The following is a 17,645-nucleotide window of genomic DNA, read 5'->3' as shown; positions in this document are numbered from 1 at the left end:
GAAATAGTTGATAAAGTTATTTCTGTTGCTCTCGATTTGATGAATCCTCAACATTTAAAAAATTGGTTCACTAATTGTTGTTACTGTACCTCATAACACCGGGAAGTGCTGTATATATATATATATATATGAAGGATAATCTATGTGCGGAATTGCAGGTGTTATCAAACTAAATACCGACGATGGAAGTTTAGAAGCAAAAATCGAAAAGATGCAAACAGCACTAAAACATCGTGGTCCTGATGATGCAGGTATTTATATTTCAACTGACAAACAAGCAGCTTTAGCTCACACTCGACTTTCTATTCTTGATCTCAGTGCTGCTGGACATCAACCTATGTCCACCACTGACAACCGCTATCATATTACATTTAATGGAGAAATTTACAACTTTCAAGAATTGCGAGAAAATCTTATTTCCCAAGGTGAAAAATTTCATTCTCAAACAGATACAGAAGTAATTCTCAAACTCTATCAAAGAATCGGTTCTGATTGTGTCCAACACTTACGAGGAATGTTTGCTTTTGCGATTTGGGATGATTTAGAAAAAACTTGTTTTTTAGCTCGTGACCCTTTAGGAATTAAACCACTTTACTATTACCAATTAGGTACAACTTTAGTATTTGCTTCCGAACTCAGAGCAGTTTTAGCATCTGGTTTACCTGCAATTAATATGAGTGTGGAAGGATTATATGGTTATTTAACAACCGGTTCAGTTCCCGAACCATACACTCTAATAGCTGACATTCATTGTTTATCCGCTGGTAATTGGCTATATTGGCACAATGGAAATACTACCAAAAAACAATATTGGCAAATAAATTTTACTCCTGAAGCAATTTCTCCTCCAGAAGCGCAAGAAATAGTTCGTAAAGCTTTATTAGATTCCATTCAACATCATTTTATCAGTGATGTACCCGTGGGAATTTTCCTCAGTGGTGGTATTGACTCCACAACCATTCTCGCTCTAGCAACCCAAACCCAACAATCACAATTATCTACCTATTCCATAGCTTTTGCTGAATCGGAATTCAATGAGGGAGAATTAGCTGAAAAAATCGCTAATCATTTTGGTGCAAAACACACAGAATATCAAGTTACATCATCCTTTGCTAAGAGCATATTACCCGATTTCCTCGCAGCAATTGATCAACCGAGTATTGATGGCTTTAATACATTTTGTGTCTCTAAAGTTGCCCATGACAATGGCATGAAAGTAGTATTATCAGGTTTAGGAGGAGATGAAATATTTGGTGGATACAAGTCTTTTCAAAAAGTTCCCCAAATGGTTGCATGGAGTAAAAATCTAAATAGATTACCTTTCCTCCGTACGGGTTTGAGTCTAGGATTAGAACGTTGGGGAAATTCACTAAAAATGCAAAGATTCGGTGAGTTTTTAAAACAACCCCCTAGTTTTGCTTCTGCTTATAATACTTTTCGCGGTATTTTTTCTCATCAAGAAGCTTGTCTAATTATTAATCAATTATCAATAAGCATCCCTATATTACCCCCCTTAGTCCCCCCTTATCAAGGGGGAGGGTTAGGGTGGGGTTCTACCCCAGAAGATGAAGTCAGCTTTTTAGAATTAAGTGGTTATATGCGTAATCAATTACTGCGAGATAGTGATATCATGAGCATGAATTGGGGTTTAGAATTGCGTGTTCCCTTTGTGGATAAAACTTTATTAGAAACTGTTGCACCAATTCCTAGTAATATTCGTTTAGCACAGGGGAAAAAACTGTTAACACAAGCAATTACAGAAATACCTGATTGGGTAATAAATAGACCGAAAAAAGGCTTTTCTTTTCCCTTTGAAAGTTGGATGAATAGTGAATTTGGCGATTATTTTCATAATGTCCATCAAAAGCTAAATATCCCACCAAATATACCCCTTAAACCTTGGTATCGTCGTTGGAGTTTAGCAATATTAAACCATTGGTGGGAGCAGATTAACTCATGAAAGTTCTCCATATAATTCCTTCAGTTGCGACTGTTCGCGGCGGTCCGAGTCAAGCCATTTTAGAAATGGTGAAAGCTTTAAGAAAAAATAATATTGATGCGGAAATTGTCACTACTAATGATAATGGAGAAGATATATTAGACGTACCTCTAAGAAAATTTATAAATTATCAACAAGTTCCTGTCCAGTTTTTTCCCCGATTTTCTCCTTCTATTCACGCTGTGAGAGAATTTGCTTTCTCCAGAGAATTAACAATATGGTTATGGCAAAATATCCGTAATTATGACTTGTTACATATTCATGCTATTTTCTCTTATAGTTCTACAATAGCAATGGCGATCGCCCGCTGTCAAAAAATTCCCTATATTGTTCGTCCTCTAGGACAATTATGTACATGGTCTTTACAGCAAAGTGCTAGAAAAAAGCAAATCTATCTGAAAATTATCGAAAAAGCTAATCTTAATCACAGTCAATCAATTCATTTTACCTCTGTTGCAGAACAACAAGAAGCTGCTCTATTAAATTTAACCTCCCCAAATTTTATCATCCCCCACGGACTTGCGATTCCCGATACAATTCCTCATGCTTATCAACGTCTACGACAACATTTTAATTTACCCATAGATGAACCAATTATCTTATTTTTATCTCGCTTACATCCTAAAAAAGGTTTAGACTACCTAATTCCAGCATTAGGTAGGTTATCTCATTACCGCTTCACATTCATTGTCGCCGGTAGTGGCGATTCAGATTATGAAACTGAGGTAAAAACTTTAGTGAAAATTCATGGAATTGAGAGAATAACATATTTTGCCGGATTTGTCAAGGGTGAAATCAAGGATTTATTAATACAAGGAGCAGATATATTTGCCTTAACTTCCCATTCCGAAAACTTTGGTATATCAGTTCTAGAATCCCTAGCTGCGGGTACTCCAGTTATAATTACCCCTGGTGTAGCACTCAGTGATATAGTCCAGCAACAACATCTGGGATATGTTACAGAACTTAATATTAATGATATTGCTACTACAATTGAAAACTTCTTAAATCATCCTCAAAAATCTCAAGAAATGGGCGATTCCTACGGAGCGCTTCGCTATCGCGCCCGGCAGTTTATATTAGATAATTATACATGAGATAAAATAGCGTTAAAAATGGTTTCCGTGTATGAAAATATCATTCAAAGTAATAAACATTTATAGACTCTACACCCAAATTCATACTTGGTTTCAGCAACGCCATTAAATGCAGTACAGCTGAAAAAGCGATCGCTCTGGGTTCTCAACTTTTGAAAAAAGGATTTGGAGCGATAGGGCGATTCCTAGGTCGCGCTTCGCTATCGCAGCTATAATACTATAATAGAGTAAACAATACTTAGGTGCTTTCATGAACACCATTAATGCTCTTTAGGAACAAGATTATTTCCTTTGGCTGGAAGAAACCTATAAATTACTAGAAAATAATCGCATTGAGGAATTAGATTTTTTACATTTAAAGAGTGATGTCCCTGTGAAATTTCTATAATAGAGTTTTTATTACCAATTACCTAGTATATGGAAGGAATTAAATATTAATGACTTAACTATTGAGTAGAGGGAGGCAAAAACAATGACTGTAGCTCTAGACAAAACCATAATCTATCCCGACAGTGATGGTCAGCCCATGGCAGATAACACCAAGCAATTTCGCTGGATTGTCCTGATTAAAGAAAATCTCGACTCCCTCTTTGCCAATGACGAGACCGTTTTTGTGGCAGGAGATCTGCTGTGGTATCCCGTTGAAGGTCGTCCCGATATTCGTGTCGCCCCCGATGTCCTCGTGGCCTTTGGCCGACCCAAAGGCGATCGGGGGTCATACCGGCAATGGCAAGAAGATAATATTGCCCCTCAAGTAGTGTTTGAGATTTTGTCTCCAGGCAATACCCTCAAAGAAATGAGCCGTAAATTGTTATTCTATAACCGCTATGATGTGGAAGAATACTACATATATAACCCAGACTCTAATGAGTTGATGGGTTTTACCAGAGCCGACGAAGAACTCATATCCATTGAAAACATGGATCATTGGCACAGTCCTCGTTTGGGTATTCGGTTTGAACTAACAGCGTCAACTCTAAATATTTATGATCATCAAGGCAATCTCTTCTTATCTCCGTTAGAACTACGCAAAAGCCTTGAACAGGAAAAAGCCAGGGCAGAGCAGGAAAAAGCCAGGGCTGATTGTTTAGCCGCCAAACTGAAAGAATTAGGTATAGATCCTGATACTCTAATACCATAGGAGCAATTCATTAATACTTTTGGTTTCGAGCAGTTTCAGAAGACATTGGCTGGGTATTTGCAGGATCATTAAACCAAATGATAAAATCAGGAAGGAAGCCAGGGAATTAATTCCCTGGCTAATAGCTGAAGTCGTTTTTAAGCGACTGGTTTGGGTAATATTGATATATGGCAACCCTGGCACATTAGTTGGTAGGGTGCGTTAGATATCAACAATCCGTTTATTTGCAAGATTTATGCAGTAGTAAAGCACCTTACAACAGATTTTTGGTGTGACGCTTGCGTAAGTCCTAAGATAGTTGAATTTTGGCAACGGCAATCAAACACAGGAGATAGTCATCATGTATCAAAGTGAAGCACCTCCGCACAAAAACCTGCCCATCATGTATGATTTACCCAGTGAGGATGTTAATGAATTAGACTCCACAATTCATCCGCGTCCACCCTGGGAAACCATGCCCACCATGTATGATTTACCTAGTGAAAATCCAGAGGAGCCAGGTTTGCCAGACGAATTTCATGACTTTCAACCGCAATTATTACGGGAAACCTGTCAGTCTCCCATTTATCCCAGGGAGGAAATGTTCATTGGTACAGATTTAAACTTATACTATGATGGTCGTCATTATTCATGGTATAAAAGACCAGATTGGTTTTTAGTCTTAGGTGTAGCTGCTTCCGAAAAACAAGAAGATATGCGGTTGAGTTATGTAGTTTGGCAGGAAGTAGTAGCTCCATTTTTAATAGTAGAATTATTATCACCAGGTACAGAAGCAGAAGACTTAGGACAAACACCAAGAAGCGCGAATAAACCGCCGACAAAATGGCAAGCTTATGAACAGTATTTGCGATAGCTTCGCTCGCCGTAGGCATCGCCCTACTATGTTATCTTTGATAGATATGAAAATCGCCTCCGAGTATTTCAATTACTGGGGACAAAATATCAAGCAGTGGAACTGGTAGAACCAAAATTCTGGTTTCCCGAATTGGAATTAGGGGTAGGAGTTTGGGCGGGAAAATATCAAGGTACAGCAGGTTTGTGGCTACGTTGGTATAATCAAGATGGTGATTGGATTCCTACTTTTGCTGAAAGCGCAGAACAGGAAAAACAACGAGCAGAACAGGAAAAACAACGAGCAGAACAGGAAAAACAACGAGCAGAACAGGAAAAACAACGAGCAGATAAATTAGCTGAAAAATTGCGGGCTTTGGGGGTGAATTTAGATGAAATTTAAAGAAAATTAACTGAAAAGAGTATTAGAATTAGCCAAGCAAACAGAAATAATTATAGCAAAAATCCAAGAGGCGATCGCTATTTTTAGTCAATGGTTAGAATCTCAGGTAAAAGACTTGTAAATTACCCGCTTTGGTCCTTGATGCTTTGGGGGGAAACAAGAATTTAGTCTTGGGATTTAATCTCAAAATAACGTAGTATACTGGGGTTAATCGTATTTAAACGCAAGATGAAATACCTAACCCCAGAACAAGTTTATAAACAATTCGGCTATCACCCCAAGACAACCGCTTGAGGGGGCTGACTTAGGGAAAAAATAGCCGAAGAACAAAATATTTATGAGCCAAATAAGTAGGTTGGTGTTAAAAATTGTCGTTATAGTGAGGGAACTCTTAACTCTTAACTCTTAACAGAAAAGAGGCTTCGCCGTGAGCGTCAGCCGAACGGTTTCGGGCAACTTTACTTTTCGTTACTTATGTCGTTTTTTTCCGTTCACCTATTTAGTAGCCAATGTGATTTAATAGAAGTATAATAACAAGAGACGTACTGAGTCTAGACTATGAAACTCAAAGTTAAAAATCAGTTAACCGTTACCAGAATCGCTATTTTAGGGACTAAAAAACTAAATACGTGGAAATCTAACCAACTTGATTTAATTGCTTTGCGTTTAGGACAACTGCGCTCTGACTTGTGGAATGAGTTCGGCTCTTTAAAGGCTTGGGGTATTTCTAAATTTGAAATTGACAAACAGCTACGCACATCTAAAGACAAGTACCAATTACCTGCTAAATTATGGGATTCAACCCTTTATGATGTAATTGATAATATCCATTTGGTTCAGGCTGCTTGTGTTGAAAAAGTGATGAAATCCCTAGGTCAATCATTCCAATCCTTCCAGTCTAAAAAAGGGGTTTTACAACTTACATTAGAAAGTCGTGAATGGTTGGATCATCCCAAACTTTGCACCTTAGTGAGAAAGTTTTGGTATCGCGGTCATACAAAAGTTTGTAACCAAATTATTCTTAGGGCTTTTGATACTAAATTAGATAATAAAGGCGTGGTATGGCTGCGTTTTGGTGGACTCACAAAGGGTAAAAATCTGAAGTTGCCAACGACTTTACCGACAGAAGTAAAATGTCAGTTAAGGCTAATCAAACGTAATAGTAGATGGGAAATACATTACACAACCGATATTCAAAAAGCCGAAAAAAAGACCGAAGGTAAAATAATTGGCTGTGACAGAGGTTATACAGAAGTTTATGCTACATCATCTAACGATGGTGCTAGATTTTTGGGTAATAATTTCGGTAAAATCCAAACAGAAGAAACTGATTACAGAACAGCGAAACAAGTTAAACGCAACAAAATCAAATCAGTTTTTGACAAGTCTATTGCCAAAGGGAATAGTGCCAAAGCTGATAGAATCAAACGGAATAACCTCGGTAAAATCAAGTGGAACAACCGAGAAACATCATTTAAAGGTAGGATTCAAACAATAGTTTTTACAGCTACATATCACTTGATGTTAAATGCAATCAAGGTAGCTTTTGAAGATTTGACGGAAGCAATAAAAAGCAAAAAGCCCTTGAAAAAACGCATAAAGAGAAATGTTTCTTCATGGTGCAAGGGGGTAGTTGCGGATGCTCTCAAACAAGTTTCAACCCGTGTAGGTTGCACGGTTGTTAGTGTAAATTGTGCGTATACGTCACAACTTGACTCCAGATTTGCTACCTTAACGGGTAGTAGAAATGGTGACAAGTTTACCGGACATGATGGGGTCGTAATGCACTCAGATACTAATGCTGCTGACAATATTCTAGCAAGAATGAGTGATGTTGAAATCACTCGATATATGAAACATTCCGATGTGAAGAAAATCTTGTTAGAAAGAAGTCAGAAGTTTCGGGATTCCTTGATGGAGACCGAAGCGATAACGGGCAAGGATAAGCCCCAGACTCTAGAACCTGAAGTCAGGTCAATCAGAGAGCGAATTATAAGCAATTGACACTGTTTGACCAAGGTTTAACTACGTTAGTTGTGTATCTCAGGCTAGTGAATCTCAGTATATAGAGAAATGTGTTATAACCTACCATCAGAACCATTATCCTGATCATTTATTGCTCACCCCTTGAAGGAGTTATGCTGTGGAAAATAATAAGTCATTTTTTGAGACGCGGGGAATATTAATATCAATACTTGGCTTAACTGGTGCTTTAAGCATTGCTTTAATGATCATGTTCAAAGGTAACACCTCTGACGCTCAAAATCGCAGCGTCAGCACCAAGGATAATGATACTGCTGTTCTTATGGTAACTCAAGAGCGGTTAGAGCAGTTGAAAACAGAAATGCTCACCACTTGGCAACAACAAGCACAAGCAAAAGGTGTTTCTACTGATGTACCGACTAACTTTCAAGGAATTGTCATCAGTGAAGCCAAACTTCCCCCAGAAAAAAAAGTTATCGCCCTAACCTTTGATGATGGTCCTTGGCCTAATAGTACAGCAAAAGTATTAGATATTCTCCAGAAAAATCGCATCAAAAGCACCTTTTTTGTCGTTGGCCAAAATGTTAAGAATTATCCCGACTTGACAAAACGAATAGTTGCAGATGGTCATACTATCGCTAACCATACTTGGCATCACTGGTATCATCACATGAATGCACAGGTAGCAGCTGCGGAAGTTGCAAATACCGGAGACATAATTTATCAAACCACAGGGGTGAAAACTAGTCTATTTCGTCCACCTGGTGGCAACATGACCAATGGGGTGGTAGCTTATGCTAAAAGTAATAAATATGCTGTTATTATGTGGTCATCTGATTCCAAAGACTATTCACGTCCGACTGTACCTCGGTTAATGAATAATATATTTAGAGAAGCTAAACCGGGCGGTATTGTATTAATGCACGATGGAGGCGGAGATCGATCCCACACTATTAAAGCATTACCAGAAATCATTAGCAAGTTTCGCAAACAGGGTTATGAATTTGTCACTATTCCCGAACTTCTAGAAATGCAAGATCAGTATCCATCCTTAATTGCCCATAAATCTCAGAAATCTCAGAAACTTGAGAAAGCTAAGAAACCTTAAAGAAATAAAGTCAGAATCAGGATACCCAGGATTAAAGGATGAACAGGATGAATAAGCTGTTGGACATTTAGATTGTATATTGCTCACAACTAAAACTCTTGTGGAACAGGCATCCTGCCTGTTTTAATTATGCAAATTAAATGTCTATCAGCTTATACTAATTCTGGATAAAGATGCACATAATCTTAATTAAATCCTGTACATCCTCAAATCCTGGACATCCTGATTCAGACAAAAAAGGATTAAAGGATAAACAGGATAAAGTATTTAATTAAATCCTGTAAATCCTCAAATCCTGAACATCCTGATTCAGACAAATTACACAGAACTTAATTGTTTTTCTGCCACTTTAGCCTCTGGACTGTCAGCTTCAGATGGTGGTACTAATTGCCAGAATTTGGGTAAATACTCTGGCCAATTAGCGATAATTTCTAAGGCTTTGGGTGAACCAGTTTTATCAGCGTGGGCTTTAATTAAATCATACAACTGTTTTTCACCCGCATCACTGGCAACCCGCTGGACCTTAACAATAGCATGATTTACGAAATCTGGGAAATTACCGACTTCATCCAGGAAATAAGCCAAACCACCAGTCATTCCTGCACCAACATTCCGGCCTGCTTTACCCAGGACGACAATTACACCACCAGTCATGTACTCGCAGCAGTGATCACCAGCACCTTCAATCACGGCTGTACCCTTTGAGTTGCGTACAGCAAACCGTTCTCCAGCCAAACCATTAGCAAATAATCTACCACCAGTAGCACCATAAAGGCAAGTATTACCGACAATGACGTTTTCCGCTGGGTTGTAAGTCGCATTTGCTGGGGGTTTAATGATAATTTCCCCACCATTCATTCCCTTCCCTACATAGTCATTGGCTTCACCTTCTAAGCTCAAAATCACACCATCAAGATTAAACGCGCCGAAACTTTGCCCGACACTGCCTTGAAACTTCAGGTTAATTTGCCCTTTAAAGCCGTTGTCACCATATTTTGAAGCAATCACCCCAGTTAACCGAGTCCCGACGGTTCTATCGGTATTAACAACGGCGTAGGTTTTACTAACTATCCCTTGTTCCTGGATTCCTTGACAAATATCCGCATCAGCTAGTAATTGATCATCTAATACAGGTCCATTACTATGAACTTTTTCATGTACTAACCAATCACGATTAATTTTTGTATCTGGTAGCTTAGTTAAACAATCTAAGTTCACAGCTTGGGTTTTATTGAGTTTTACATCAGAGCGTACTGTTAATAAATCAGCGCGACCAATTACCTCTGATAAAGAACGATATCCCAATTTAGCTAACAGACTCCGCACTTCCTCCGCGACAAAGTAGAAGAAGTTGACAACGTTTTCGGGAACTCCTGTAAACCGCTTCCGCAGTTCCTCCTTCTGAGAAGCTACACCCACAGGACAGTTGTTAGTGTGGCAAATTCGCGCCATAATGCAGCCTTCCGCAATCATAGCTATCGAACCGAAACCAAACTCCTCAGCACCCATTAAAGCCCCAATTAATACATCCCAACCACTTTTTAAACCACCATCCACACGCAAGATAACGCGATCGCGTAACCTATGTTCCATTAATACCCGATGTACTTCTGTTAAACCCAATTCCCAAGGAGTACCAGCGTGTTTAATAGAAGAAAGGGGTGATGCACCAGTACCGCCATCATGGCCTGAAATTTGGATAATATCAGCATTAGCCTTAGCTACACCCGCAGCAATTGTGCCAATACCGATTTCTGCGACTAATTTTACTGAAACTTGAGCTTTAGGGTTAATTTGGTGCAAATCAAAAATCAACTGTGCTAAGTCTTCAATAGAGTAAATATCATGGTGGGGTGGTGGAGAAATCAAAGTTACACCGGGTTTAGAACGCCGTAACATAGCAATATAGGGACTAACCTTGGGACCTGGTAACTGTCCACCTTCTCCTGGTTTTGCACCTTGAGCGATTTTAATTTCAATTTGTTTAGCTGTGGCTAAATATTGGGGCGTAACGCCAAACCGCCCTGACGCAACTTGTCTAATGGCACTTGCAGCGGTATCACCATTTCTTAACCCATGCAAATGGGGGAAAGTAGGAGATTTACCAGCAGTATCAACATCATTTAAAGCGTTGTAACGAACCGGATCTTCTCCACCTTCACCAGAATTAGATTTACCACCAATGCGATTCATAGCGATCGCTAAAGTTTCATGTGCTTCTCGTGACAAAGCCCCTAAAGACATCCCCCCGGTACAAAAACGCCGCACAATATCATTAACGGACTCTACTTCTGACAAAGAAATTGGTGTCCGTTCACTGTGGAAATCCAATAAATCACGCAGTGCTGTCACAGGTCGGTTTTGCAGATGCTGTTTATACACTTGATAATGGTCATATTGCTTACCATTAACCGCCTTATGTAGAGCCTTAGCCAACTCTGGGTTATTACTGTGATATTCCCCACTAGGACGGTATTGAACAAAACCTAAATTTTCTAACTTATTCGCTGTCAATTCTGGGAAAGCCTTGCGGTGGAAAGATAACACTTCTTGAGCTAATTCACTCACACTTAAACCACCAATACGGGAAGTTGTTCCCCGAAAACCCAAAGCCAACAAATCACCACCAATACCAATCGCTTCAAATATTTGTGCTGCTTGGTAGCTAGAAAGCAGAGAAATCCCCATTTTCGAGAGAATTTTCAACAAACCCGATTCTACAGCTTGGCGATAATTTTCTATAGCTTTTTCCCAGGTCAAAGTAGCAATTTTCCCCCTAGTCATAAACTGCTGGGTCTTAGGATCATCCCACCAAGCACTCACAGTATCCAAAGCCATATAAGGACAAATAGCACCCGCACCATAACCCAATAAACAAGCAAAATGATGGGTACTCCAACACTGGGCGGTATCCACAATTAAGGACGTTTTCATTCGCAACCCAGCGCGAATCAAATAATGGTGAACTGCACCAATAGCTAACAATGGCGGAATATAAGTATATTCCGCAGCAATACCCGTGTCAGTGCGATCGCTTAATATTAATATCTTTGCCCCAGCCCGTACAGATTCCGCCGCTTGTTTTTGTAAAGATTCCACAGCGGACTTCAAACCATCTGGACCTGTAGATATGGGAAATAAAGTCGACAATTCAGCCGTGGCAAATCCTGACAGTTTAATTGCTTCCAATTCTGCTTGAGTGAGTACAGGCGATTCTAATTTGAGCTTACGAGCGTACTCTGGCTTAGGTTCTAATAAATTCCCCCTTTCCCCCAGTTCCACTGTCAAGGACATAACCAGCTTCTCCCGCAAAGGGTCAATAGCTGGATTAGTCACTTGGGCAAAACGTTGTTTAAAATAGTCATACAGTAAATGAGGTTTGTCCGAAAGCACAGCCAATGGAGTATCATCACCCATACAAAAAGTCGCTTCCGCACCAGTGCTGGCCATGGGGTGAATTACCATTTCCACATCTTCTATAGTGTAGCCAAAAGCGATTTGCTGTTGTAATAGGACTTGTGTATCAATTTTCCTGCTAGTCTGCCTATTGCCATTAGTTAAGCTATGATGTCCATTACCATTTGACTCACCCTTAACTAAGCGATTCAATTCTAAGCGATATTTTTGCAACCATTCCCCGTAAGGATACTGTTTTGCAATACGTTGTTTAATCTCCCAATTTTTCAAGATTTCTTGGGTATTTAAATCTACCGCAATCATTTGTCCTGGTCCTAGTCTACCCTTTTCTAGAACATTCTCTTCTGGTAAATCTACAACTCCCGCTTCCGAAGCCACAACGATATAATCATCTTTGGTAATGACATAACGCGCAGGTCGTAAACCATTGCGGTCTAATGTTGCTCCTACCTTTTTCCCATCACTAAATACTAACAGTGCTGGTCCATCCCACGCTTCCTGCAACCCGCTGTAATATTCATAAAAATCTACAATTTCTGGATATTCCGCTAAAGCAGGTTGATTTTTGTATGCTTCCGGAACCATCATCATCAACCCTTCTAAGGGGCTACGTCCCGAACGTACCAGTAACTCTAATACATTGTCTAAAGTAGCAGAATCACTATTATCAGTATTTACCAGTGGCTTGAGTTCATCAAAACGATCTTCCCAAATTGGATGACTCAGAGTCGCCTCCCGTGCCATCATCCAATTAATATTCCCCAACAGGGTATTAATTTCTCCATTGTGACCTAATAACCGCATGGGTTGAGCTAAAGGCCATTTCGGCATAGTATTGGTACTAAAGCGGCGATGGTATACCGCAAATGATACTTTAAAAGCAGGATGCTTGAGATCTTCATAAAAATCCCCCAATACAGCCGAACGTACCATGCCTTTATAAACAATGGTGCGACTAGAGAAAGAACATACATAGAAATCCTCAGAAATTCTCCTTCCCGCTTGCATAATGCGTTTACTCGCAATATACAGTTCTCTTTCCAATTCATCACCGCTTTTATCAGCGCAAGAAATTATAACCTGTTCTATACGAGGTTGATTTTCTCTAGCTTGTACACCCAACACCTCTGGACGCACCGGAACTACTCGCCAGCCCAGTACAGTCAATTTTTCCTCTGCTGCTATTTGCTCAAATGCGTTCTTAGCAACTTGAGCCGCTTCCGAGTCTTGGGGCAAGAATATCATTCCCACCGCCTTATGACTCACATTAGCAAAATCAATTCCGTGACTGTTATCTTGTGCTAATAATTCCCAAGGAATTGCTGTCAGTATCCCCGCACCGTCACCAGAATCTTGGTCAGCGCTACAACCCCCTCTATGTTCTAAGCAAGTTAAGGCAGTTAAAGCCTTGTTTAAAATTTCATGACTAGCTATATTCTGACGATGGGTAATAAACCCTACTCCACAAGCATCCCTTTCTTCTACTAACCACTTTTGTCCTAAATAAGTATCTTGACAATTGATATCTGACATTGTAGTTTGCTGACCCTGATTTGATTGATGACTCATACTTTATTCCTGAAATATTGAGGTACAGACGTTGTTACTACTGCTATAGGGAAATTTTCTCATTTATTGGCACTCGATAAAAATACATAATTACCAAAATTTAGGGATAACAATTTCAGCCTTAGCTTGACATTTAGCCAAAGCTGTGTTATCAGTGCCTACTCTATTTTTTATTTGTTTATGCACTCTAAAAAAAATTACCCTAATCTAAAATTTTAGAGCTGTGGGAATTTTAGATTTAATCTCCAAGACTATGATCATAGCCTCCAAGCAGTGTGTATTATTTAAAGCAGTTATCGCTAGTATTTTTAGTGTGACAACTGTTTGCTACTCTTGATAAGAGACAAAAACCCAATATACATATTATCATGATTATTTCTAAAAAAGGTAATTATTTTTTTAATTTTCTGATAAATTTTCGTTAGGCTGGTTTTTGCATAATAACTTTATCAAAAAACACAATGATCTGGAAAATACTCAATTCTCTGTCACCACTGCTGTCAGCAGCACTGTGTTTAACTGCTAGTTATGGCGCATTCGCCCAAAATATTCCTAGAATACCAAATTCCGTTCCCACTGCTGTTAGTGCTGGTAATCAAATTACTATAAATGGCCGAACCTTACCAGGAGCATGGTTACAACCAACAGGAATGCAAACTTATATCAGTGATGGCGCAGTTAAGCAATTAATGGGCATAGATTTACTCAGTAGTAACAATCCTGGTAAACAGCCAATACAGTGGTTTTCTAGCTTGACAAATCCCATAATTCTTAATACTAAACTAAGAGGTGGGTATCGCTATTTAGATATAAGTAAATTAGCTAAAACAGCAAAATGGCAAATTAAAGCTAATGGTAACACATTAGTAATTGCCACTCCCCCTTCTCAACTGAGAAATATTCGTCTTGGTAAACAACCAAAAGGGGATCGGATTGTACTAGACTTAGATAACGCAACTTTTTGGCAAATTAGACAAGAGTTACCAGTCAAAAAAGTAGTAGATCCTGATGAAATTATCCCCAAATCTACCACACCGGCCAACCGCCAATGGACTGTCACTTTAGATACTATTGCTGATGCGGCTTTACTCGCAGTTTATAACCCTAAACCTCCTATAGCACAAAGCACAGAATCACCCATTGAAAAAATAGAAATTGTCAATAATCAAACAATTATCAGTTTGAGTATTCCCTTTGGACAGTCTGTACAAATTAGCACCGTCTCCCAGCCAAATCGTCTAGTAATTGATATTCAACCTGATGCAATGGTCGAAAGAAATATTACCTGGGCGCAGGGGTTACAATGGCGACAACGGCTAGTAACTTTAGGAACAGACCGCTTTCCTGTGGTTTGGTTGGATATTAATCCCCAGACTGTGGGTTTAAGCATTAAGCCTATCTTAACTAAAACTAACGTGCAAACATTAACTGGTACTGCCCCTTTAATCCAAACTGCTCAAAATTACTTAGCCGTAGCGGCAATTAATGGTGGTTATTTTAACCGCAATAATAAATTACCATTAGGGGCAATTAGACGAGATAATCAATGGATATCAGGACCAATTCTTAACCGAGGAGCAATAGCTTGGAATAATAACGGACAATTCTATTTTGGTCGCCTCACCCTCACAGAAACCTTAACTAGCAACAATAATCAACGTTTACCTATTATTTTACTCAATACTGGCTATGTTCAAAATGGCATTTCTCGTTACACAACTGCATGGGGAGATACTTATACACCCTTAACTGAGAATGAAAATATAATTGTCGTGGAAAACAATCAAGTAACTAATCAATTACCAGGGTTAAAAACTGGTATAAATGCTATTCCTATTCCCAAAAATGGTTATCTCCTGATTTTCCGTAATGAGACACCACAATTACCCATTGGGACAAAAATTGATCTTACCAACAACACCACCACACCCGAATTTAGTCGTTATCCCTATATTATCGGTGCAGGACCCCTATTATTAGAAAATCGGCAAATAGTCCTCGACGGAGAAGCCGAGAAATTCGGTTCTGCTTTTATGAACAGTCAAGCAGTTCGTAGCAGTATTTGTACCCTTAATACAGGTAACTTAATGATTGCTGCCGTACATAATCGCGCAGGTGGTGGAGGTCCAACCTTAGAAGAACAAGCCAAGTTAATGCAAACAATGGGTTGTATCAACGCTTTAAATCTAGACGGTGGTAGTTCTACCAGTCTTTATTTAGGAGGTCAATTGCTGGATCGTTCTCCCAATACAGCAGCCCGTGTTCATAACGGTATTGGAATTTTCCTAGAATCAAAGTCAGGACTTACACAAAACAGAAAAAAGAAGTAGATGTAAGTATTAGGTTTTAGTTATAGAAACCAGAGACTCGACTTCCGACCTTGATTCATAATATATTGATACCATCAAAGAAGAACTCAGGTATCTTACCCGTATCTTATCCTAATTCGTGTTTTTGATCAAGATTTTATGTAGACAGATGAGTTTGAACATTCTCATTTTACCAGTCAGTGCTGACTTTTGCTATCTTAATCAAAGTGGCTGAATTTAGTCCCTTTGTCATCAACTGTTACAGCTAAAAACGGGTTTATTATGTCTCCAAATGAGGTAATTATGGCTAAATTATCAGAAACAGTCCCCACGAATACTCTTACTTTACAACCAGCAATTAATTCTAGAAGCGTTGTCGCAGGTGAATTACGTCCTTGGGGATCCTTCACAGTCTTGGAAGAGGGTCGCGGATATAAAATTAAGCGCATTGAAGTAAAACCTGGACATCGCCTGAGTTTACAAATGCACCACCACCGTAGTGAACACTGGATAGTTGTTTCAGGTACAGCCAAAGTAGTTTGTGGCGACAAAGAGATATTATTAAGCAATAATCAATCAACTTATGTCCCTCAATGTACAACTCATCGCTTAGAAAATCCCGGCGTGATTCCCTTGATTTTGATTGAAGTCCAAAATGGCGAATATTTAGGAGAAGATGATATTATTCGCTATCAAGATGACTATGCACGTGAAAAATAGGCAATAGTTACAAGGGAATCGACAGGGGGGATTTTTTCTTTCTGACCACTGACCAATAAAAAAATTCCATGATTAATTTAAGTTCAGCAGCCATTAATGAAATTAGGCGCTTAAAATCCAAACAACCATCAACTATTTTATTTCGTTTGCGGGTGAAATCTGGTGGCTGTGGTGATTGGTTTTACGATTTGGGTTTTGATACAACTGTACAAGCCACAGACCAGGTTGTAGAGTTTGATGATATTCGTCTAGTTATAGACCCAGGAAGCCTAAATTACATTAATGGCTTGTCACTAGATTACGCAGAAGATTTGATGGGTGGTGGTTTTCGCTTTGATAACCCCCAAGCAATATCCATCTGTAGTTGTGGCAATTCTTTCTCTGTTAGTCAGTAGTCAGTAGTCAGTTGTCAGTAGTTAGGAATTACCTGGTTTCTGTTCCCTGTTAAGAGTTCCCTGTTCCCTTCCAAAATGATTGACAGAAAATCAGAAAAAATGATATAATCAGGATTTGTTAAAACTTAGATCATAAAGCAGCTTCACGCGCTGTAACTCATGCCAACAATACAGCAGCTAATACGTAGTGAGCGCGAACTAGCGCGTCAGAAAACCAAGTCCCCTGCTCTGAAAGAATGCCCTCAACGTCGAGGCGTTTGCACCAGAGTATACACAACAACACCGAAGAAACCCAACTCAGCACTCCGTAAGGTAGCAAGGGTAAGGCTTACCTCTGGATTTGAAGTGACAGCTTACATCCCAGGTATTGGTCATAACTTACAAGAACACTCTGTAGTTATGATTCGCGGTGGTCGGGTCAAAGACTTGCCCGGAGTTAGATACCATATTATCCGTGGTACATTAGATACAGCCGGAGTTAAAGACAGGAAACAAGGCCGTTCCAAATATGGAACTAAACGCCAGAAAGCAGGGAAAAAATAGGGAAGAGGCGGTTAATCGCGTTAAATACGGTTAATCGTCCTGACCAAAACTCTGTATCTGGGAGAAAAAGCAAGTTGCATGAGCTTCTGAGAATAATCCTGTAAAAGATAACAGCACTTTCATCTAAATT

General features: G+C 39.3%; 9 protein-coding genes and 3 pseudogenes. 11 read left to right on the top strand and 1 reads right to left on the bottom strand.

All coding sequences use genetic code 11. The features are described 5' to 3' along the window. Positions 1-142 precede the first annotated feature (142 nt). The 7 genes and pseudogenes from asnB (at position 143) to H6F39_RS14870 (ending at position 8,562) form a co-directional block, all read left to right on the top strand. Positions 143-1,960 (top strand): asparagine synthase (glutamine-hydrolyzing), encoded by a 1,818-nt coding sequence (gene asnB, locus H6F39_RS14900; protein ID WP_190396939.1) that lies wholly within the window; start codon positions 143-145, stop codon positions 1,958-1,960. Continuing rightward, positions 1,957-3,093 (top strand): annotated as a pseudogene (locus H6F39_RS14895) (glycosyltransferase); the annotation flags it as partial. The gene asnB and the pseudogene H6F39_RS14895, both read left to right, overlap by 4 nt. Before the next feature lie 289 nt (positions 3,094-3,382). After that, a pseudogene (locus tag H6F39_RS21210) lies at positions 3,383-3,484 on the top strand (hypothetical protein); the annotation flags it as partial. An 84-nt stretch (positions 3,485-3,568) separates the two neighbouring features. Next, entirely contained in the window at positions 3,569-4,237 is a 669-nt protein-coding gene (locus H6F39_RS14885; RefSeq protein ID WP_190396937.1) for a Uma2 family endonuclease, read from the top strand. 382 nt (positions 4,238-4,619) lie between these two features. After that, positions 4,620-5,471, top strand: a pseudogene (locus H6F39_RS14880) (Uma2 family endonuclease). Positions 5,472-6,029: 558 nt separating this feature from the next. Then, a complete protein-coding gene (locus H6F39_RS14875) occupies positions 6,030-7,475 on the top strand; it encodes an addiction module component (protein WP_190396936.1) in 1,446 nt (481 codons plus the stop codon). 139 nt (positions 7,476-7,614) lie between these two features. Continuing rightward, positions 7,615-8,562 (top strand): polysaccharide deacetylase family protein, encoded by a 948-nt coding sequence (locus tag H6F39_RS14870; RefSeq protein ID WP_190396935.1) that lies wholly within the window; start codon positions 7,615-7,617, stop codon positions 8,560-8,562. A gap of 318 nt (positions 8,563-8,880) precedes the next feature. On the opposite strand, the gene H6F39_RS14865 is transcribed toward H6F39_RS14870, so the two are convergent. After that, positions 8,881-13,548: a glutamate synthase-related protein gene (locus H6F39_RS14865; RefSeq protein ID WP_190396934.1), complete on the bottom strand. Its 4,668-nt coding sequence runs from the start codon at positions 13,546-13,548 to the stop codon at positions 8,881-8,883. Positions 13,549-14,009: 461 nt separating this feature from the next. Here H6F39_RS14865 and H6F39_RS14860 point away from each other — a divergent pair, with 461 nt between their 5' ends. From H6F39_RS14860 to rpsL, 4 genes are all read left to right on the top strand, one after another. Continuing rightward, positions 14,010-15,878 (top strand): phosphodiester glycosidase family protein, encoded by a 1,869-nt coding sequence (locus H6F39_RS14860; RefSeq protein ID WP_137907279.1) that lies wholly within the window; start codon positions 14,010-14,012, stop codon positions 15,876-15,878. A 282-nt stretch (positions 15,879-16,160) separates the two neighbouring features. Then, positions 16,161-16,577 carry a cupin domain-containing protein gene (locus H6F39_RS14855; protein ID WP_137907280.1) on the top strand — a complete coding sequence of 139 codons (417 nt, stop codon included), beginning with the start codon at positions 16,161-16,163 and terminating at the stop codon, positions 16,575-16,577. Positions 16,578-16,645: 68 nt separating this feature from the next. Next, on the top strand, positions 16,646-16,972 hold the full coding sequence (locus H6F39_RS14850; protein WP_137907281.1) for an iron-sulfur cluster assembly accessory protein: 327 nt from the start codon (positions 16,646-16,648) through the stop codon (positions 16,970-16,972). A 159-nt stretch (positions 16,973-17,131) separates the two neighbouring features. Continuing rightward, the gene (gene rpsL / locus H6F39_RS14845; protein WP_028085100.1) at positions 17,132-17,515 is read left to right on the top strand and encodes a 30S ribosomal protein S12; all 384 of its coding nucleotides are present in this window, start codon (positions 17,132-17,134) and stop codon (positions 17,513-17,515) included. Positions 17,516-17,645 lie beyond the last annotated feature (130 nt).

The sequence above is a fragment of the Dolichospermum sp. FACHB-1250 genome (assembly GCF_014696335.1).
Lineage (GTDB): Bacteria > Cyanobacteriota > Cyanobacteriia > Cyanobacteriales > Nostocaceae > Dolichospermum > Dolichospermum planctonicum.
Note: the sequence above shows the minus strand (reverse complement) of the source record. Positions and strands in the feature narration are given on the sequence as shown.

Bases quoted from the DNA above. Each gene is read 5' to 3' on its own strand.
- H6F39_RS14885 (WP_190396937.1), top strand. From the start codon at position 3,569: ATGACTGTAGCTCTAGACAAAACCATAATCTATCCCGACAGTGATGGT.
- H6F39_RS14860 (WP_137907279.1), top strand. From the start codon at position 14,010: ATGATCTGGAAAATACTCAATTCTCTGTCACCACTGCTGTCAGCAGCA.
- rpsL (WP_028085100.1), top strand. From the start codon at position 17,132: ATGCCAACAATACAGCAGCTAATACGTAGTGAGCGCGAACTAGCGCGT.
- H6F39_RS14850 (WP_137907281.1), top strand. From the start codon at position 16,646: ATGATTAATTTAAGTTCAGCAGCCATTAATGAAATTAGGCGCTTAAAA.
- asnB (WP_190396939.1), top strand. From the start codon at position 143: ATGTGCGGAATTGCAGGTGTTATCAAACTAAATACCGACGATGGAAGT.
- H6F39_RS14865 (WP_190396934.1), bottom strand. From the start codon at position 13,548: ATGAGTCATCAATCAAATCAGGGTCAGCAAACTACAATGTCAGATATC.
- H6F39_RS14875 (WP_190396936.1), top strand. From the start codon at position 6,030: ATGAAACTCAAAGTTAAAAATCAGTTAACCGTTACCAGAATCGCTATT.
- H6F39_RS14855 (WP_137907280.1), top strand. From the start codon at position 16,161: ATGGCTAAATTATCAGAAACAGTCCCCACGAATACTCTTACTTTACAA.